General features: G+C 70.3%; 20 protein-coding genes. 14 read left to right on the top strand and 6 right to left on the bottom strand.

Going from position 1 to position 17,978, the window contains the following annotated elements:
- Nucleotides 1-13: 13 nt before the first annotated feature.
- From OG730_RS11210 to OG730_RS11195, 4 genes are read left to right on the top strand one after another with little or no spacing between them, the layout of a single operon-like run.
- A complete protein-coding gene (locus OG730_RS11210; RefSeq protein WP_327304112.1) occupies nucleotides 14-406 on the top strand; it encodes a hypothetical protein in 393 nt (130 codons plus the stop codon).
- 51 nt (nucleotides 407-457) lie between these two features.
- Nucleotides 458-793, top strand: a complete 336-nt coding sequence (locus OG730_RS11205) for an ArsR/SmtB family transcription factor (RefSeq protein ID WP_327304111.1) — start codon at nucleotides 458-460, stop codon at nucleotides 791-793.
- Nucleotides 794-795: 2 nt separating this feature from the next.
- Nucleotides 796-1,539, top strand: a complete 744-nt coding sequence (locus OG730_RS11200; protein WP_327304110.1) for a cation efflux transmembrane domain-containing protein — start codon at nucleotides 796-798, stop codon at nucleotides 1,537-1,539.
- Complete coding sequence (locus OG730_RS11195) at nucleotides 1,536-2,141, top strand: methyltransferase family protein (RefSeq protein WP_327304109.1); 606 nt, start codon at nucleotides 1,536-1,538, stop codon at nucleotides 2,139-2,141. The genes OG730_RS11200 and OG730_RS11195 overlap by 4 nt, the downstream gene beginning before the upstream one ends.
- Before the next feature lie 210 nt (nucleotides 2,142-2,351).
- Here OG730_RS11195 and OG730_RS11190 read toward each other — a convergent pair whose 3' ends face one another.
- From OG730_RS11190 to OG730_RS11165, 6 genes are all read right to left on the bottom strand, one after another.
- Entirely contained in the window at nucleotides 2,352-3,074 is a 723-nt protein-coding gene (locus OG730_RS11190) for a hypothetical protein (RefSeq protein WP_327304108.1), read from the bottom strand.
- An 831-nt stretch (nucleotides 3,075-3,905) separates the two neighbouring features.
- Nucleotides 3,906-4,316, bottom strand: coding sequence for a four-helix bundle copper-binding protein (locus OG730_RS11185; protein ID WP_327304107.1), 411 nt, complete (start codon nucleotides 4,314-4,316; stop codon nucleotides 3,906-3,908).
- A 367-nt stretch (nucleotides 4,317-4,683) separates the two neighbouring features.
- Nucleotides 4,684-5,343, bottom strand: a complete 660-nt coding sequence (locus OG730_RS11180) for a hypothetical protein (protein ID WP_327304106.1) — start codon at nucleotides 5,341-5,343, stop codon at nucleotides 4,684-4,686.
- Between the two features lie 85 nt (nucleotides 5,344-5,428).
- Nucleotides 5,429-5,857, bottom strand: a complete 429-nt coding sequence (locus OG730_RS11175; protein ID WP_327304105.1) for a hypothetical protein — start codon at nucleotides 5,855-5,857, stop codon at nucleotides 5,429-5,431.
- A 351-nt stretch (nucleotides 5,858-6,208) separates the two neighbouring features.
- Nucleotides 6,209-6,730, bottom strand: coding sequence for a DUF4396 domain-containing protein (locus tag OG730_RS11170; protein WP_327304104.1), 522 nt, complete (start codon nucleotides 6,728-6,730; stop codon nucleotides 6,209-6,211).
- A gap of 168 nt (nucleotides 6,731-6,898) precedes the next feature.
- The gene (locus tag OG730_RS11165; RefSeq protein WP_327304103.1) at nucleotides 6,899-8,545 is read right to left on the bottom strand and encodes an MFS transporter; all 1,647 of its coding nucleotides are present in this window, start codon (nucleotides 8,543-8,545) and stop codon (nucleotides 6,899-6,901) included.
- Nucleotides 8,546-8,694: 149 nt separating this feature from the next.
- Between OG730_RS11165 and OG730_RS11160 the strand changes: the two genes are divergently transcribed.
- The 10 genes from OG730_RS11160 to OG730_RS11115 all read left to right on the top strand — a co-directional run bounded on the left by OG730_RS11160 (nucleotide 8,695) and on the right by OG730_RS11115 (nucleotide 17,945).
- Nucleotides 8,695-9,135 (top strand): DUF6153 family protein, encoded by a 441-nt coding sequence (locus OG730_RS11160; protein ID WP_327304102.1) that lies wholly within the window; start codon nucleotides 8,695-8,697, stop codon nucleotides 9,133-9,135.
- A gap of 101 nt (nucleotides 9,136-9,236) precedes the next feature.
- Nucleotides 9,237-9,863 carry a DUF305 domain-containing protein gene (locus tag OG730_RS11155; RefSeq protein WP_327304101.1) on the top strand — a complete coding sequence of 209 codons (627 nt, stop codon included), beginning with the start codon at nucleotides 9,237-9,239 and terminating at the stop codon, nucleotides 9,861-9,863.
- A gap of 98 nt (nucleotides 9,864-9,961) precedes the next feature.
- Complete coding sequence (locus OG730_RS11150) at nucleotides 9,962-10,855, top strand: F510_1955 family glycosylhydrolase (protein WP_327304100.1); 894 nt, start codon at nucleotides 9,962-9,964, stop codon at nucleotides 10,853-10,855.
- Nucleotides 10,856-11,014: 159 nt separating this feature from the next.
- Nucleotides 11,015-11,404 (top strand): hypothetical protein, encoded by a 390-nt coding sequence (locus OG730_RS11145; RefSeq protein ID WP_327304099.1) that lies wholly within the window; start codon nucleotides 11,015-11,017, stop codon nucleotides 11,402-11,404.
- Between the two features lie 152 nt (nucleotides 11,405-11,556).
- A complete protein-coding gene (locus OG730_RS11140) occupies nucleotides 11,557-11,736 on the top strand; it encodes a hypothetical protein (protein WP_266903827.1) in 180 nt (59 codons plus the stop codon).
- A gap of 204 nt (nucleotides 11,737-11,940) precedes the next feature.
- Complete coding sequence (locus tag OG730_RS11135) at nucleotides 11,941-12,369, top strand: hypothetical protein (RefSeq protein WP_327304098.1); 429 nt, start codon at nucleotides 11,941-11,943, stop codon at nucleotides 12,367-12,369.
- A gap of 130 nt (nucleotides 12,370-12,499) precedes the next feature.
- The gene (locus OG730_RS11130; RefSeq protein ID WP_266903825.1) at nucleotides 12,500-13,648 is read left to right on the top strand and encodes a PLP-dependent cysteine synthase family protein; all 1,149 of its coding nucleotides are present in this window, start codon (nucleotides 12,500-12,502) and stop codon (nucleotides 13,646-13,648) included.
- Complete coding sequence (locus tag OG730_RS11125; protein ID WP_327304097.1) at nucleotides 13,645-14,904, top strand: MDR family MFS transporter; 1,260 nt, start codon at nucleotides 13,645-13,647, stop codon at nucleotides 14,902-14,904. The genes OG730_RS11130 and OG730_RS11125 overlap by 4 nt, the downstream gene beginning before the upstream one ends.
- A 288-nt stretch (nucleotides 14,905-15,192) precedes the next feature.
- Nucleotides 15,193-16,626 carry an MFS transporter gene (locus tag OG730_RS11120; protein WP_266912619.1) on the top strand — a complete coding sequence of 478 codons (1,434 nt, stop codon included), beginning with the start codon at nucleotides 15,193-15,195 and terminating at the stop codon, nucleotides 16,624-16,626.
- A gap of 128 nt (nucleotides 16,627-16,754) precedes the next feature.
- On the top strand, nucleotides 16,755-17,945 hold the full coding sequence (locus OG730_RS11115) for a trans-sulfuration enzyme family protein (RefSeq protein ID WP_327304096.1): 1,191 nt from the start codon (nucleotides 16,755-16,757) through the stop codon (nucleotides 17,943-17,945).
- The last annotated feature ends 33 nt before the right edge of the window (nucleotides 17,946-17,978 follow it).

Below are 17,978 nucleotides of genomic sequence, written 5' to 3'. Positions count from 1 at the left end.
GGCCCTCGGCACGGTGCCCGATATCGTGATGATGACCGTTCCCCCGTATGCGCACCACCTGCGGCAGCCCTACGTCAGGAACCGGCACCCGAGCCGGGGCCAAGGCGTCGAGTCCGTCCGTCCGACCGCAACGAGATCCAGCCGCACCCCCACCGACCGGCTCCCCGGCCGCGCGTGGACGCTCAGCGTCGGCGTCTCGGTGGAGGACCCCAACAAGCACCACGACGGCACCATCACCTCCGGCCACGGCACCCAGGTCATCGCCTTCACCCCCGGCGGCGACAAGGGTCGGGTCGTCTACACCCACGGCACCACGGTCGGCGACTTCGCCCCCGACCTGCCGCTGCTGACCAAGAACGCCTTAGCCGACCACGCGGATGTACCCGGCGGTGGGCCGCACCGATGACCACGGCGATACAGGATTTCCTGAATTCAGGATGTCTTGTATCGTCATGGTGTGCTGACTGTTGCTTCCGACATCGAGGTGCTGGCCCGGTTCGGCCGCGCGCTCGCCGACCCGATCCGCTGCCGCATCCTGCTCGCTCTGCGCGAGGCCCCGGCCTACCCGGCCGACCTCGCCGACACTCTTGAGATCTCCCGCACACGGCTGTCGAACCATCTGGCGTGCCTGCGGGACTGCGGCCTGGTCGTCACCATGCCCGACGGCCGCCGCACCCGCTACGAGCTCGCCGACGAACGCCTCGGCCACGCCCTGGACGACCTGCGCACCGCCGTAGTTGCCGTCGAGACCGACCGCACCTGCCCGGACGCCGCCGACAAGGGCTGCTGCTGACCATGACCGCCGAGATATCGATATCCCTCGGGCCGTCCCCGACCCGCCGCGAAGCGCTCGCCAAGCGCATACGCCTGCTGGTCGCCGCCACCATCACCTACAACGTGATCGAGGCGATCGTCGCCCTCACCGCCGGCACGATCGCCTCCTCCACCGCCCTGATCGGCTTCGGCCTCGACTCGATCATCGAGGTCTCCTCCGCCGCCGCGGTCGCGTGGCAGTTCTCCGCCCGGGACCACGCCGTCCGCGAAGCACGCGAGCAGCGCACCCTGCGGATCATCGCGGTGTCGTTCTTCACCCTCGCCGCGTACGTCACCTTCGACGCCGTCCGCGCGCTGTCCGGTACCGGCGAGGCCGAACGCTCCCTGCCCGGCATCGTCATCGCCGCCCTGTCACTGGCGATCATGCCGTTCCTCTCCGTCGTCCAGCGCAAGGCCGGACGCGAACTCGGCTCCGCCAGCGCGGTCGCCGACTCCAAGCAGACCCTGCTCTGCACGTACCTCTCCGCCGTCCTCCTCGTCGGCCTGGTCCTCAACGCCACCCTCGGATGGTCCTGGGCCGACCCCATCGCCGCCCTTGTCATCGCCGCCATCGCCGTCAAGGAAGGCCGCGACGCCTGGCAGGGCAAGGGCTGCTGCGCACCCGCCGCCGCGGTGATGCCGTCCACCGGGGCCGAGGCGGACGCGTGCGGCAGCTGCCGCCCCGGCTGCGCCTGCTGCACCTCGGCACCCCAGGAGAAGCGGTGAGCGGCTGGGCCTGGACGGCACTCGCCCTCTACCTGGGATGGGCAGGATTCGCGTTCGGTGTCCGCGCCGCCCTGCAGCGCCGCCGCACCGGCGACGCGGGCTTCCGCGGCATCTCCGGCCGTCCCGGCGAAGCCTCCTGGTGGGCCGGCGTGCTGTTCGTGGCCGCCCTGCTCGGGGGCACCGCCGCTCCCGTGGCCGCGCTCGCCGGACTGCCCACCGCCGCCCACGCCGCCGTGCAGTGGACCGGCCTGGTGATCACCCTGGCAGGGATGGCGGCCACGCTGGCGGCGCAGACGAACATGGGGACATCCTGGCGCGTGGGCGTGGATGCGGATGAACGCACCACGCTGGTCACCGACGGCCTGTTCGCGCACGTGCGCAACCCCGTCTTCACCGCCATGGCCGTCACCGCTGTCGGCCTGGCCCTGATGATCCCGAACTGGCTCACCCTCGTCGCCCTGGCCTGCCTGATCGCCGCCATCCAGCTCCAGGTCCGCGTCGTCGAGGAGCCCTACCTCATGGCCGTGCACGGCCCCGCGTACGCCGCATACACCGCCCGCACCGGACGCTTCCTCCCCAGAAGCAGCCAGGTCACTACCTAACCAGGCCCCGCCACGCGTTCACGATCAGGCGGTTAGCGCTAATGGCTGCTCCTTGTTCCCTGAGGCCGTGGCCTGCGCGCAGGCAAGGGGTGGGCTTCGACAGGGCCGCATCAGGCAGCAGATCATCCAGTCACGACTGATCAGACACTCGGGCCGCGATCTCAGACCCGGCGTCGTCTGACTTCTTGCTAACGGCGGACGCGGGTCGGCTCAGTGCTGGTGTCCGTCGTCGTGCCCGGGTTCCTTGCTGGGGTGGGTGGCGTTCGGAGAGGCGGTGGGCTGGGAGGTCGGTTTAGTGGTGTCGCTGCCGGGGTTGCCCTGCTGGCCTTCGTCACTTCCCTTCTCGGGCTCGACATCGCTGTGGCTGTGTCCGCCTCCGGACTGAGCCATGGTGGGGGCGATATGGCGAAGGCCGAGGAAGGTGAGGGCTGTCACGACGAGGATGGCCAGACCCATGAGGCTGAAGATGCGGCGCCAGGGCCTCTTGGCTTCCTTCAGGAAGAAGGCGACGAAGGACAGGACGATGCCGAGCGGTATCAGCACGGCACAGCGTTCGGGGAGGTCTGCGAAGTGCTGCATGCCGCCGCTGAGCATGCCCAGGCCGAAGGAGAGCATCGTCGACGTGCCGAGCACGCGCAGGACGCGTGACAGGGGCTGCCTCTCCTTCGCGAGGATGATGTCGTTGAGGACGGTCGCGAGCAGGAAGACCAGTACGCCGGACGCGGCGATCATCGAGTAACGGGCGGGGGCCATGGGGTGGTGGACGACGGCTCCGCTGATGAGGCCGGCCCCCACGTAGTAGCCGACGTAGCCGAGGTAGCGCCACGGCAGGGAGGCGCTTTCCCGTCTGCTGTTGGAACGGCGCTGGCTGCGGGTCGGCTGCGCCGGGGCGGGGGGCGGGGTCGTCGTGGCGAGACTGGGCGAGGTAGACAAAACGGACCCTTCAAGGGAAGTTCAGTGGGGCCTGGGGCTCTGAACGAGGCAGGCGGGCAGGACGGGGCCGAAGATCAGACCCGTCGGGCACGGCGCAACGTGAGTCGGCCATCGCTACGGCGTTCGCACCATCGCAGGTTGGCCAAGGCGCATCGCACGGCATGGCCGAGCCGCCGCTGGTGCATTGGCGTAGCTGGCTCACGGGCATGCCCGACAGGCGTCGACCTGTCGGCGGGCGTGACGGCTTAGATCCGTAGGACCGCTGAGTCCGGCACGGGAGCAGACGCCCGGAGGGCCGGGACAGGTCGGGCGGCGGCGGACGCATACGCGTACGGAGGCCCGTGAATGGTCAGGGCCTCGCACGGGGCGGGCAGAGCAGCGCCCTGTTGGGGCTGGCCGGACACACACTGGTGAGCCGCGTGATCGGGCTCCGGAGCATCCTGGTGCTCGGTGTGTCCCTGGCCGGAGTGCGGGTCGGGCGCCTCGTGGCTGTGCCCGGCGGAACCCAGGTCCGGAACGTTCAGGGCTGCTGTACTGGTCGGCGCCCCGAGGTGGGCATGGCCTGCGGCGCTCTCCGCGCTGACACCGTGGGTGTACATCAGGGTCAGGAGAAGCGCGGCCAGCACCCACACTCGCCACGGGCCCGCTGCACGAGAGCGGGACCGCGGCGCGCTACGAGTCGCCCGGGCCACAACCATGCCGGGGAGCATAGCGGCACGCCGGCCGTGGACCGCCCGAGAGGCGTGTTTTCAATCGGACGAGTGGGTGCGTGGCTCCCGACCTGCCGGCCGGGATTTCGGCTGCCGGGCGGGATGGATGGCGGTGCGGGCGTCAGCCGAAGGCCGAGAACAGTTCGTTGCACGCCTGCTCGCAGCTTCGGCAGGCTTCGGCGCAGATACGGCAGTGCTCGTGCATGTCGGCGTGCTTGGCGCACTCGTCGCCGCACGCCTTGCAGGCCATGGCGCACGCACGAAGGATGGCCGCCGTGATGTTGGCGTCGTAGCCGGTGTGCCGCGAGAGGACCGCAGCGGTGGCGGTGCAGATGTCGGCGCAGTCCATGTCGGTACGGATGCACTTGGTCAGGTCACCCACCATGCCCTCGGACAGGCAGGCGTCCGCGCACGCGGTACACGCCTGCGCGCAGGCGATGCACTCCTCGATGCAGCGGGTGATCTTGGCCTGGTCGATGTTGCCGAGGTCGGCCGGGTAGGTGGCGAGCATGTCCTTGACGGTGCTGGACATCGTGGATGCCTCCTTGCACCGCGGGGCCGGCGGCTCCGGTCGGCCGCCTCGCGAGCCCCCCGGTACACCTCCAGCTAAGCTCCCCCAGCGCGAAAGTGCCCGGCGCACCCCTGGGGTGCGCCGGGCACGTCCGGCGAGAGGTGCGCGGTCAGGCAGTGCAGCATCGCCTTCGCCGCCGCCGCCGACCAGACCGCCCCTCCTGGCGCGTGACCATGGTGGCCCTCGCCGACGGCGTGGTCGTGCACCGTTCCGGTGTGGCGATCACCGTGCGCGGCCGGGGGCATCTGCCCGTCCGACCGGGTGCAGCCGTCACGCCGCTCGTCCCTGCAGTGCCCGGCTCGGCTACGAGGTGCCGGCCGGACCGGGGTCAGTGGCTATGGGACGTATGGCCATCCTCTGCCGGCGCGGAGGGTGCCTTGGCCGGAGGGGCCTGCTCGACGGGAGCCTGGTCCGGCTTTGCAGGGGTTCCGGTCGTGGAGCCGTGGTCGTGGCCGCCGCCGGAGCTGATGGTGCCGGCGAGGGCGGTCATGCCCAGCCAGGCGAGGGCCGCGAGGACGACGACGCCGGCCGCGAACGGGGTGACGAGGTGCCGCCAGCGGCCCTTGGAGTCCTTGGCGACGAACGCGACGTACGACATGAGCAGGCCGACGGGGGTCATCCAGGCGCTGCGCTCGGGGAACTGCTCGAAGTGCTGGATGCCGCCGCCGACCAGGCCGACACCGAAGGACAGCAGCAGGGAGAAGGCGACCAGCGAGATGGCCTGGCGCAGCGCCGGACGCTCGTCGGCCAGTACGAACTCGTTGACGATGGTGCCGAGGAGGAATACGAAGGCGCCGACGCCGCAGATGATCGCGTACAGCGGTGGATTGATCGGGTAGTGGACGACGGCGCCGGCGATGAGGGCGGCGCCCAGGAAGTAGAGCATCTGGCCGCTGTAGCGAGCCGGAAGTGACTTCTTGTCGAAGGCGGGGCGGCGATGTTCCGAGGGGGAAGTCTGGTGGCGCTCGGGCTCGAGAACGGTGGTCATGCGGGTAACGCCTTTCGGATCTTGGTAGGTGAGAGCAGGCAAAAGCCGCGCCGGCACCAGTGGTGCGGCGCCACGGATGCAGCTCTCAGCAGCGCAGGATCGAAAGTCGGTGAAGGCACGGCGGGTCGCCGGTGCGGCTGATCCAAGGGCGCGCGCGTGCTGCCCAACGCTGGAGGACGCGGTTGGAGACCCCGCGCCTGATGGCGAATGTGAACAGGGCGGCCACGATGCACAGCAGCGCCAGACAGCTCTCTCCGACTCCGCCGTGGTCGCAGGGGGATTCACCGTCCGGGCTGGCCAGTGTTCTGGTGACATGCCCGGGGGCGACGTCCGAGTGCGCGTGCTGAGCCTTGTCCCCTGCGTCGATGAGCGGGAACGCGGCGGCGTGCCCGCTGTGATCTGGCTGATGTGAGGCCAGGACGTGCATCGCGAAGAGGGCAAGCACCACCGCGACGAGCGTTGCCCGCAGCAAGGCTCCCGAGTGACGGTCGCGACGGACCTTGCCTGAAATCACGCCTCATGACCATCGAAGAGCTTGGTAGCGGGAATGCCAACAGGGGTCCCACCCGGACTGGGAGGAAGATAGCACCGGAGGTGGACGCGACTGCGCGGCGTCCCACAGCGTGGGCTGCACCCTGCTGGTCGGTCCCGTGGCTTCCGAGAGGTTCAGTACTCGCGGTGGGCGTGACCGGAGCAGCCGGGCGGGGCCGAGCGGTACGAGGGCAGGGCGCCGTGCGCGTCCGGCCTCCGGGACAGGGACGGCTGCCTTCAAGCCCCGGGTACATCTCCAGCTCACGCCCCTGACCACGGACGCGCCCGGTCGCACCGTGAGGGTGCGACCGGGCGCCGTGCCGTACGGCTGTGGTCAGTGGTAGGCGTGGACGACGGCGTGGCCTTTGCCGCGGCCGATCATCCACTTGTTGACCGGCGTCGTGATCACGAAGGCGACGGCGAAGCCGCCCAGGAGTGCCGTCCAGAACAGCGCGTCCGACAGGTGGGCGTCCATCGCTCCCGGCGTCAGGGCGATGATGCCGTTGTCGACGAGCTCCATCACCGCGATCGAGACGGTGTCGGCGGCCAGCGCGACCTTGATGGCGCTCTTCCAGTCGAGGCCGGCCCGACGGACTGCGAACAGGGTGAAGGAGTAGCCGAAGAGGAACGCGAGGGTGATGGCCAGGACCATCGTCTGGACGTTGCCCCACATCAGGGCGGTACCGATGACCATGCCGAGGATCTCGCCGATCGCACATCCGGTCAGGCAGTGCAGCGTCGCTTTGGCGGCGGCACCCCAGGTGACCGGGCCCATCTGGTGTCCGGCATGACCGGCGTGCGCCTGGTGCGCGGTGTGGTCGTGTGCGGTGCTGGTGTGGTGTGCGCTGTGATCCATGACCGTCATCCCCAATCCCGTCCAGTGTGACCCCGCCCCCGCGGGCTCACACCATAACGATATACCCCCTAGGGGTATACGCAAGAGGTAATTGGGATCACTGCATCTGGGGCCTCTGATACGCCCGCACCCTCCGGTCGCGTCAACGGGGGAGTCCCTGGGACATGCCTACGGGCGTACGGAGGTGTCGCCGGAGGACAGGCGCCGGGGCTTGTGCAGCAGTGCCTGGGGGACGACGAAGCGGTCCATGCCTAAGTGGAGAGGCCATTGGCTACGGACGCACAAGCGACACAGGGCCTCCGCTGCTGCCTCTGCGCCGGGAAGGCCCGCCGATGGATATCGGCGGGCCCCCTCGCTTTCCCTCTGGTCACTTGCCGGCGTGCTGACGCTGTGGGGCCCCTCGGTAGTGGCGGTTTCGACTGGCGGGCTCTGCGGCTTGCCACGCATGAGGCCCACGGTGGCCAGGGCGCCTGCGGCGGCGAGGCCGGCGGCGGCGAGGAAGGCTGCGCTGAACCCGTCGGTGAGGGCGGTCAGGTCACCGAGTGCGCCCGCGCCCTGGGAGGTGGCGAGTGCGGTCAGGGCAGCGAGGCCGAGGGCGGAGCCGACCTGGTAGGTGGTGTTGACGATGCCCGACGCGAGGCCGGCCTGCTCCTGCGGGGCGGCGGACATGGCCGCCATCAAGGTCGGGATGTAGGCGAGGGCCATACCGAGGGCTGCCACGAGCGAGGCGGGCAGGACGTCGACGAGGAAGCTGCCGGTGGGGCGGGCGGCCGAGAGCCACACCAGGCCCGCGGCCAGGACCAGCAGGCCGCCGGTGATGAGCGGCTTGGGGTCGAAGCGGCTGAGCAGGCGGGCGCTGGCGGTGGTCATGAAGAGCATCAGCAGGCCGGTCATCGGCAGCAGGGCGGCTCCGGAGGCGAAGGCGCCGTAGCCGAGGACCTGCTGGAGGTAGAGGTTGAGGAAGTACCACATCGGGATCCAGGCGGCTCCCAGCAGGGCCATCGCCAGGTTGGAGACGCCGAGACCGGGGGTGCGCCAGATGCCGAGCGGCATCAGCGGCGACTTCGCGGACCGCTGGATGAGGACGAACACGGCCAGCAGGGCCGCGCCTGCGATCAGCTGAAGGACCGTCTGCGCGCTCCCCCAACCGGTCTCGGGGGCGCGGACCACGGTGAAGACGGTGAGCGCGAGCCCCGCGGTGACGGCCGCGGCGCCCAGGACGTCGACCCCGCCGCCGCGGCGGGCGGCAACGGCCGGCAGCAGGCCGGTGGCGAGCAGGGTGGCGATGCCGATCGGGATGTAGATGATGAACACCCATGGCCAGCTGGCCCACTCGGTGAACACCCCGCCGAGGAAGACGCCGGCGGTGCCGCCGGCCGGAGCGGCGGCGCCGTACAGGGCCAGGGCCTTACCCAGCTCCTTGGGGTTGTGGCCGAAGAGCATCATCAGCAGGGTCATCGAGGCGGGTGCGATCAGTGCGCCGCCCACCCCTTGCACGGCCCGGCCTGCGACCTCCGCCCACGCGCTCTGCGCGGCGGCGGCCACGACGGAGCCGGCGATCAGGACGCCCCAGCCGGCCACGAACACCTTCCGGGCTCCCAGCAGGTCGGAGAGGCGGCCACCCAGCAGGAGCAGTCCGCCGAAGGCGATGACGTAGGCGTTGAACACCCACTGCAGATCACCCTGGGAGAACCCCAGGTCGCGCTGCATCTCCGGCAGCGCCACGCCGATGATCGACGTGTCCATGATCACCATGAACTGTGCGGCGGCGAGCACCCCGAAGGCCCACCAGCGACGCGGATTGACGGCTTCCATGACCGCTCCCCAAAGACAGATTCCCCTCATACCCCTGGGGGGTATGACTTCGATTGCCCGAACGGTATACCCCCTAGGGGTATTCCTCAATGGGTAGTCGTCCGGCCCTCGCCTCGCCGCCTGCGGAGGGGGCCGCTTACGATGCGGACATGGACGGTCAGGTGGTGCGAGCGGTGAAGCCCTTCGGGCTGCGCTGCTACCTGCTCCTCGTCCTGGTCGTACTGGCGGGGCTGGTGGCCATGCACGGCCTGGGGCCCGCCCCCATGGCGTCCGCCGCGCACGCGGCGGCCACTTCCCACCACGCGTCGGCCGCGGGCCACGAGCGGGCGGCCGCATCAGAGGCTCTCTGCAACGCCGGGTGCGTCCATGCCGACGATCCGGCAGGCAGTGGAGGCAGCGGGCACGCGGAGCACGCCGATGCGACGTGCGCCGCCACTGGCACGGCCGGAGCCCCGGTTCTGCCCGCGCCCGCGGTCCTGCCCGGCCACGTGCAAGCCCAGGCGGTCCTCGCGCACGGGGTCATCCCCGGCGCCACCGCCTGCGGACGGGCACCGCCGTCACTGAGCGAACTGCAACTCCTGCGCATATAGGGCGGTCCTGGCATGCCCGGCCCCAGAGAGCCGGCCAGCCCCCGGCCCGCCCTACTTCCGCACGCCCGCAGACGCGCGTGCCCCACAACAGGAGTTGCACCATGAGCACCAAGCGTTCCCTGATCCGCCGCGCCACCGCCGTGGCCGCGGCCGCCACCGCCGCCCTCGTCCTCGCCGCCTGCGGCGGCAACGGCGATGACAGCGGCTCGGCCCACAACGGGCACAACACCGCCTCCCCGTCCGCCTCCGCCCCCGCGCAGCAGGGTGACCACAACGCCGCCGACACCGCGTTCGCGCAGGGGATGATCCCCCACCACCGTCAGGCCGTCGAGATGGCCGACCTCGCCGCGACGCGCGCCGAGTCGGCCGAGGTCAAGAAGCTGGCCGACGAGATCAAGAAGGCCCAGGACCCGGAGATCAAGACCCTCTCCGGCTGGCTGACCTCCTGGGGCGAGCAGGTCCCGGCCGAGGACGCCGGCCACGGCGGGCACGACATGTCCGGGATGATGACCGACGAGGAAATGAAGCAGCTGGAAGCTGCCTCGGGCAAGGCGTTCGACACCGCCTTCCTGACGATGATGGTCAAGCACCACGAAGGCGCCGTCACCATGGCCAAGACCGAGCAGGCCGACGGCGCCTACCAGCCCGCCAAGGACATGGCCGGTCAGATCATCACCTCCCAGAGCGCGGAGATCGACCGGATGAACACCCTCCTCGGCAAGAGCTGAGCCGCATCAGCACCCCTCGGGTGCGGGCAGCCGGCCACGGCTGCCCGCACCCGGGCAGGCCAGCCCTTCTTCCCCTTCAAGCGCTCTGGACCTCACCCATGACCATCCGCTTCCGCATAGCCGCGTTCACGGCCGCCGCCCTGCTGCTGACCGCCTGCTCGAGTCCCGACACCACGCCCGCACAGGGCAAGGCCGGCGCCACGAGCGACCCTGACCCGGGGACCGGGCACCTGCACGGTCTCGGCGTCGACCCGGCCGACGGCACCCTCTACGCCGCCGGGCACCTCGGCGTCTTCCACCTCACCCCCACCGGGGCCGTACGGATCGCCGACCGCTACCAGGACACGATGGGCTTCACCGTCACCGGCCCGCGCACCTTCCTCGCCAGCGGCCACCCCTCACCCACCGACCCCGCCGCGACCTCACCGCATCTGGGCCTGATCCGCAGCACCGACGCCGGACAGACCTGGACCACCGTCTCCGCCGCAGGCAAAGCCGACTTCCACTCACTCCAGCAGGCCGGCCCCATCCTCTACGGCCTCGACAGCCAGACCTCACAGGTCTGGGCCAGCAAGGACGCCGGCGCCACGTGGGACCGGCGCGCGAAGATCCCGGCCGGTGACCTCGCCGCCCACACCGGGACGCCACAGGAGGTATGGGCGACCAGCCGCGACGGGCTGCTGCACAGCACCGACAGCGGCGCCACCTTCCAGCCGGTGCCCGGCGCACCGGCCCTGGCCGCCGTGGAGCTGCCGACTCCCGGGCAGCTGATCGCCCTCACCACGGACGGCAAGGTCCTCTCCGGTGGCGACGGGACCTCCTGGAAAGAACGCGGCCGCCTCCCGGGCGGCGTGCAGGGTGCCGTACTGACCGCGGCCGGCCCCGACCACCTCCTGGCCGCCGACAGCAACGACGCCGTCCACGAATCCAAGGACGGCGGCCGCACCTGGACCACCGTGCACCAAGGGGGCCACACGAACACCGGACACTGACCCGCCCGCGCTGAACGCCGCACCGGCCGTTCCGTGGTGCAGCAGGTGTAGACCCGGGATTTCTGCCCGATCAGTCCTGCACTTTCGCCTGGCCCAGCAGCCGCCTGCTCTGGCGCGCGCCCGCGATGAGCCACGCATGCCACCAGAAGGAACATGCCCGTGACATCACCCCAGCTCCTGGACTCCCGGCCCACCCACAGCCGGCCGCCCGCGCCCGCCGAAGGACGCGCCGCCCGTCGCAAACAACGCTCACACCAGGCCCGCAAGCGTTCACTGGCCGCCCGCTACCGCGGCTACGTCGGATACTTCGTCGGCGCTTGCCTGATCAGCGGCGCCGTCGTCCACCACCCGCTCGACCCTGCCCGCATCGCCCTCTACGGCGTCCTGGTCTTCCTCGCCGCCACCGTCGTCAACGAGTTCCTCCTCACCCGCGAGCGCCCCGGGCCTTCGCGGATGATGGTGGTCATCGGCGCCTCCCTGATGCTCTCGTTCGGCATCGGATGCTCAGCTGCGGCCTTCAGTACTTCGACGACTTCCCCGACCGGGTAACGGCCCTTGCCCCCCATCGGACTCCTCCTCGCCATCGCCTACGTCATCGAAGCCGCCGACACCCCTGGCAGCGCATCTTCGGCCTCGTCGGCCGGGCCGTCATGGTGGCCGCAGCCCTTGCCTTCCTCGGCCTACGGCAGGTCGCGTCCTCGATGCACGACATTCCGGCCGGCGGGCACAGCCACGGCACCGCGGAGCAGCCGGCCGCAGATGACCACGCCCCCACCAATGCCCCCACCACGGGCAGCACTCCCGGCGCGAGGGTCACGCCTGCCACCAAGCCGACCGCGAAGACGCCGCAGTCGGATCACAGCGACGGCCACGCGTACTGACCCGACACCGATGCGAGGGGGCTGCGGCGGGCCCGCCCCGCCGCAGCCCCCTCGCATCGCGTCTGGAGGGCCGAGCCCGGCGGTCCACGAAGCCGCCGACGGCTACACGGGACAGGCAATGCCCGTGCTGGACCTACCCACGTACGGGGGTATCCGACCCGCAGAAACGTGACGCCTTGCAGTCGCTCGACTACTTTGAGGGATGTGATCGGGTGGTGGCGGGTTTCCCAGGAAGCAGTGCGGCGGGCCCGCAACGTCCTTCTGCCCGCACTCGTTCTGCTGATCGCGGCGCATGTGGCCGCGGGCGCACACACCCCTGCTTTCGCGGGGCCGCACACCACGGTGCTGGCCGCCGGTCCACAGCATGACCTTCGCCAGGGCCTGGTCCTGTCGGCGTTCTCCTCGGGTCCTGCGCATCAGCACGGCTCGGAAAAGCATATCGATCACGCTGTGGACAGGCCGCGCTCTGACGGAGCGAAGGCCGTGGCGATGCCTGCGGTGGCCGCAGTCGTGCTCGTCCCGATTCCCGATGAACCCTGTCCAGACCTGGCGGTCGGATGGGCGGCCTCACGTGAGGCCGGCCCGCCGGGCAGCGGGGTCGATCTCGCGCTGAACTGCGTCTGGCGGCAGTAGAAGCACGCCCGCACCCCTGACCTCCACCGGTGATCGTCCCGGGTGTGGAGGGCTGGGGTGTGCACGCGCGCCTTTCGACCTGCCTACCCCGCGCCTCCGTACACCGGCGGCGTGTAGGAGCCGTACGCACATGAACCGCCTTCCCCTGCTCGAAGACTTCGGTCCGCTCTCCCCGGCAGCTCACGCTCCGGTGCCCGTTATCGCCCGCCGGCCCGCACAGCTGGTCGGCAACACCCCGGTCCTGTGGATCGACGAGCCCTTCGCCCCGCCCGGCCGCGGCTTCTTCGCCAAGCTCGAAGGCGCGAATCCCGGCGGCATCAAAGACCGCCCGGGGCTCCACATGGTCCGCCAAGCACGCCTGCGCGGCGATCTGCTGCCTGGTGCGCCCATCGTCGAGTCCTCCAGCGGAACCCTTGGTCTCGGGCTGACGCTGGCCGGGCTGACCTACGGTCATCCGGTCACCGTCGTCTCCGATCCGGGCATGGAGCCAGCCGTGGTCCGCCTGCTCACGGCGCTCGGCGCGTACGTCGACCAGGTCGAAACTCCGCATCCGACGGGCGGCTGGCAGGAGGCCCGCCGGGAGAGGGTCGCCGAACTCCTGACCGCAGCTCCTGGCGCGTACTGCCCGGATCAGTACAGCAACCCGGACAACGTCGGCGCCTACCGGCCGCTGGCCGCCGAGCTGATCGCGCAACTGGGCCGGATCGATGTCCTGGTCACGGCGGTCGGCACCGGCGGCCACTCCGCCGGGATCGCGGCGGGACTGCGGGAGCACTCGCCCGGACTTCGGCTGATCGGCGTGGACTCCATCAACTCGGCGATCTTCGGCCAGCCCGCAGGTCCGCGGCTGATGCGCGGGCTCGGCTCCAGCATTCACCCCGCCAACGTCGACTACAAGGCCTTCGCCGAGGTCCACTGGGTGGCCCCGGGCGAAGCGGTATGGGCCTGCCGCCGCCTGGCCCGCAGGCACTACGCCTCGGGCGGCTGGAGCGTGGGCGCGGTCGCGCTCGTCGCAGGATGGGCAGCAAGGACCATGCCGCCCGGAACCCGGATCGCAGCCGTGTTCCCCGACGGACCGCACCGCTACCTGGAGACCGTCTACAACGACGCCTGGTGCGCGGAACAGGGCATTCTCGGCGCAGAGCCCGCGGCGGAGCCCGAGGAAATCGCGGCCCCGGATGCGTGCACGGTGACGGGCTGGACCCGGTCCACTCAGGTCCGCGACCCGCTCGGCCGGAAGCCCGGACCCCGCGCGATCCGTACCGCGGGCGCCCGGTGAAGGCGCTGCGGGCGCAGGTCGCCTCCTTCGACCCGAGCGTGCGGTTGTTGATGGCCAACCAGTTCGCCATCAACCTGGGCTTCTACATGCTGATGCCCTACCTCGCCGACCATCTCGCCCACGGACTCGGTTTGGCCGCCTGGGCCGTCGGCCTGGTCCTCGGCGTACGGAACCTGTCCCAGCAGGGAATGTTCCTGGTCGGCGGAACCCTCGCCGACCGCTACGGCTGCAAGCCGATGATCCTCGCCGGATGCGGCCTGCGCACGGTGGCCTTCGCACTGCTGGGGATGGTGCAGTCGCTGCCCGCGCTGATCGTCGCCTCGGCGCTCACCGGGCTGGCCGGGGCCCTGTTCAACCCGGCGGTGCGGGCTTACCTGGCGGCCGAGGCCGGTGAGGAGCGCCGGGTGGAGGCGTTCGCCGCGTTCAACATTTTTTACCAGGCCGGCATCCTCATCGGCCCGCTGGCCGGGCTCGCGTTGCTGGCCTGGGACTTCAGGGCGGTGTGTGCGGCCTCGGCGGTCATCTTCGGCGCCTTGGCCCTGCTCCAGGCGCGGGCGCTGCCCACCCGTCCACCGTCCGACCGTAGTGCGGAGTCGGCGTGGCGGGCGGTGCTCGCGGACTGGCGGTCCATCGCCGCGAACCGGCCGTTCCTGCTGTTCGCCGCGGCCATGTCCGGCTCGTACGTCCTGGCTTTCCAGGTGTACCTGGCCCTGCCGCTACGGGCCCGGGAACTGTTCGGCCCGCAGACCGGCCTCGTCACGGGAGCCGTGTTCGCCGTGTCGGCCCTCGCAGCCCTGTCCGGGCAGCTCAAGCTGACGGCCTGGGCCAAGCGCACCCTGAGCGGGCCCCGGGCGATCGTCTGGGGGCTGGCCGTCATGGGCGCGGCGTTCCTGCCGCTGCTGCCCGGCCCGCATGAGGGGGCTGTCGGCCTTGCGGTGGGGGTGGCTGGGCTTGCGCTGTGCGCGGCACTGTTGGCGTGGGGCGGTGCCCTGCTCTACCCCTTCGAGATGGACACGGTCGTACGCCTTGCGGGGGACCGGCTGGTCGCCACCTACTACGGCGCCTACAACACCGCCTCCGGCATCGCCATCGCGGCGGGCAACCTCGCGGTGGGGGCAATGTTCGACACCGGGCTGCCGTGGCTGCCGTGGGTTGTCCTGGCCGCGACCGGCGCGGGTTGTGCGGGGTCCGTAGCGGCCCTGGAGCGCGGCGGGCACCTGCGGGCACCGGGCCGGCAGGCCGCACTCACTGGCTGAGGTGCAATACGGCGGGGAGCACCGCACGGTGCGGTGCTCCCTGGGTCGGTGCCGTTCGTCAGCGGGCGGAGTGCACCAGCTGCAGGCGTCCGTCCGCGTTCCGCCCGCGTCGCCTTCAATCGGACCGGCCATGGGCCCGCGTGGCAGTGGAGGCGGCACAACCTGCCGGAGTTCGATTCCCTCACCCTGCAATCGCCCTCACTTCGCTCTTACATACCCCCCATGGGTATGCTACGTTGCTGCGCGAAGGTACCCCCTAGGGGTATGATGCAGAGAAGGGTCAGGGCAATGTCAACCGTCAATCCCCGGCGCTGGTGGGCACTTGCCGTGCTTGCCGCCGCGCAGTTCATGGTCATCATGGACACCTCCATCATCGGAGTCGCACTCCCCGAGATGCAGAAGGACCTCGGCTTCTCGCAGGGCGAGCTGCAGTGGGTCTTCAACGCCTACGTCATCGTGTTCGGCGGATTACTCCTGCTCGGCGGTCGTCTCTCCGACCTCGTCGGAGCTCGCAAGATCTTCGCCGCCGGATGGGCGACCATGATCGTCGGTTCGATCGTCGCGGCCGCCGCGCAGACAGCTACGGTCGAGATCGTGGGCCGTGCCGTCCAGGGCATTGGCGGCGCGCTGATCGCACCCGCCGCCATGACCCTGCTGATGATGCTCTTCATGCACGACCCCAAGGAGCTCGGCAAGGCGATGGCGCTGTACGGCGCCGCTGCTCCCGCCGGCGGTACTGCGGGTGTATTCCTCGGTGGTGTCTTCACCGAGTGGATGAGTTGGCAGTGGGTTTTCATCATCTACATCCCGATCGGTCTCGCGACCCTCGCCGCCACCAAGCTGCTGCCGGACGTTGCGTCCCGACGCGGTTCTGTGGATGTCCTGGGTGCGGTCGCCGTCACTGCGGGTCTCGCGCTCGCCGTGTTCGCTGTCGTCCGGGCGCCCGAGGTGGGCTGGGGCTCCACCGCCACCGTCCTGGAGCTGATCGGTGCGGCCGTTCTGCTCGCCGCCTTCTTCGTGATTCAGAAGTCCATCCGTGAGCCGCTCATGCCGCTCAGCGTCTGGCGGGTCCCGCGTCTCGGCTCGGCCAACCTCGCGATGACGCTGCTCGGTGCGGCGTGGATCCCGATGTGGTACTTCCTCAACCTGTATCTGCAGCAGGTCCTCAACTACGGCGCATTCGCGTCCGGCGCCGCCCTGCTCCCCATGACCGTCCTGTTGATGATCTTCATGACGGCGATTACCGCACGCCTCATGGGCAAGTTCGGTGCGAAGCCGCTGATCGTCGCCGGCCTCTTGGCCCTCGCCGCAGGCCTGGTCTGGCTGTCGGCGGTGGAGCCGACTGGCACCTTCCTGGTCGACGTCCTCCCGGCCTCGCTCGTCGCCGCGCTCGGCATGGCGCTCGCCTACATCCCTGCGATGATCGCCGCCATGTCCGGAGCTCCCCAGGAGCAGGCAGGTCTGGCCTCGGGCATCGTCAACACCACGTACAACGTGGGCTCGGCCCTCGGCCTTGCCGCTCTGACCGCTCTTGCCACCACGCAGGGGGCCGGTGAGCTCGGCAACCTGCCCGCCCTCACCGACGGCTTCAGTGCCGCGTTCCTCGGTGCCGCCGCCATCGCGGCCGCTGGCGCCGTGATCACTCTTCTCGTCATGAAGGGAGACAAGGCTGCGGCGACCGCAGCCGCCCCCGCGCCGCAAAGCGAGACCGCCGGGGTGTGACGTACGGGCTCGTCCGTACTCGACAAGGGGTCGCCCGATGTCCTCCCAGGACATCGGGCGACCCCTTGTCTGCTCCCCGTACCTGACGCAGACGGCCGGACGGACCGGCCCATCAGACAGGAGACCCCATGGAAGACAAAGACATCCGAACCCGTGCCGTGCATGTGATCAATCGGCCTTTGCCGCACGGCAGTTGGCCGCTCTCCGTACCCCTGGTGCAATCGTCCGCCTTCGCCTTCGACTCCGCGAGCGAGCTGGCCGAAGCCATGGCTAGCCCCGACGGCCAGTACGTCTACAGCCGCCGCGGCAATCCCACCGTCCGCGCCCTGGAGCACACCCTCGCGGACTTGGAGGGCGGGGCTTCGGCCATAGCCTTCGCCTCGGGCATGGGAGCCATCAGTGGCGTCCTGCTGGCGCTGCTACGCCCCGGCGATCACGTGATCGCGCAGCGGTGTTTGTACGGAGGGACATACGCCGCCCTAACTGACCTGGCGGACCGCTACGGCGTGGACGTCACGTACATCAGCGGTGACGAGGTGGCCGAGTTCGAGGCGGCCGCAGGACCCCGGACCCGGCTGCTCCTGCTGGAGACCATCGCGAACCCGACGGGCCAAGTCCCTGACCTGCCAGGGCTGCTGGCTGCGGCCCGGCGCCGGGGAGTCGTCAGCGCCGTGGACAACTCCCTCGCGTCGCCCGTCCTGTGCCGGCCCATCGAACTCGGCGCCGACATCGTGCTCCACTCCACGACCAAATATCTGGCCGGACACTCCGACGTCCTCGGGGGCGCGGCCATCTTCGCGGATGACGGACTGCGGCAGGAGATATGGCCGCGGACAGTCGAACTCGGGGCTAGCGCCGACCCGTTCGCCGCCTGGCTGACCCTGCGCGGGATCCCGACGCTGCCCCTGCGGATGCGGGAGCACTGCGCCAATGCCGAAGTCCTGTCTGCGCGGCTGGCTGCTCATCCCACAGTCACGGCCGTCCACTGGCCCTGGCTCCCCGCCCACCCCTCGTACGCCACCGCCCGTAAGGCGCTCTCCGGCGGGGGAGGGTTGCTCTCCTTCGAACTGGCCGGCGGCCGGGAGGCGGGGCGGGTGTTCGTGGAGGGAGTGCGGGTGGCACGGCTCGCGCTGTCCCTGGGTGGCGTGGAGACGCTGGTGACGCATCCGGCCAGTACCTCCCATCGAGAGCTGGGTGAGGAGGCGTTGGCGGCGGCCGGTATCGGATCGGGTCTGGTGCGGATGTCGGTCGGTATCGAGGACCCCGACGACCTGTGGAGGGACATCGAACAGGCTCTATCCAAGCTTCTTTTGGCTTGACAAAATAAATGAACGATTCGTAGATTGGTTCAC

The sequence above is a fragment of the Streptomyces sp. NBC_01298 genome (assembly GCF_035978755.1).
GTDB lineage: Bacteria > Actinomycetota > Actinomycetes > Streptomycetales > Streptomycetaceae > Streptomyces.
Note: the sequence above shows the minus strand (reverse complement) of the source record. Positions and strands in the feature narration are given on the sequence as shown.

What these genes read in the sequence shown, in the direction of transcription:
- OG730_RS11155 (WP_327304101.1), top strand. Translation starts at nt 9,237, where the DNA reads ATGAGCACCAAGCGTTCCCTGATCCGCCGCGCCACCGCCGTGGCCGCG.
- OG730_RS11150 (WP_327304100.1), top strand. Translation starts at nt 9,962, where the DNA reads ATGACCATCCGCTTCCGCATAGCCGCGTTCACGGCCGCCGCCCTGCTG.
- OG730_RS11165 (WP_327304103.1), bottom strand. Translation starts at nt 8,545, where the DNA reads ATGGAAGCCGTCAATCCGCGTCGCTGGTGGGCCTTCGGGGTGCTCGCC.
- OG730_RS11120 (WP_266912619.1), top strand. Translation starts at nt 15,193, where the DNA reads ATGTCAACCGTCAATCCCCGGCGCTGGTGGGCACTTGCCGTGCTTGCC.
- OG730_RS11200 (WP_327304110.1), top strand. Translation starts at nt 796, where the DNA reads ATGACCGCCGAGATATCGATATCCCTCGGGCCGTCCCCGACCCGCCGC.
- OG730_RS11130 (WP_266903825.1), top strand. Translation starts at nt 12,500, where the DNA reads ATGAACCGCCTTCCCCTGCTCGAAGACTTCGGTCCGCTCTCCCCGGCA.
- OG730_RS11140 (WP_266903827.1), top strand. Translation starts at nt 11,557, where the DNA reads ATGCACGACATTCCGGCCGGCGGGCACAGCCACGGCACCGCGGAGCAG.
- OG730_RS11115 (WP_327304096.1), top strand. Translation starts at nt 16,755, where the DNA reads ATGGAAGACAAAGACATCCGAACCCGTGCCGTGCATGTGATCAATCGG.
- OG730_RS11170 (WP_327304104.1), bottom strand. Translation starts at nt 6,730, where the DNA reads ATGGATCACAGCGCACACCACACCAGCACCGCACACGACCACACCGCG.
- OG730_RS11180 (WP_327304106.1), bottom strand. Translation starts at nt 5,343, where the DNA reads ATGACCACCGTTCTCGAGCCCGAGCGCCACCAGACTTCCCCCTCGGAA.
- OG730_RS11185 (WP_327304107.1), bottom strand. Translation starts at nt 4,316, where the DNA reads ATGTCCAGCACCGTCAAGGACATGCTCGCCACCTACCCGGCCGACCTC.
- OG730_RS11160 (WP_327304102.1), top strand. Translation starts at nt 8,695, where the DNA reads ATGGACGGTCAGGTGGTGCGAGCGGTGAAGCCCTTCGGGCTGCGCTGC.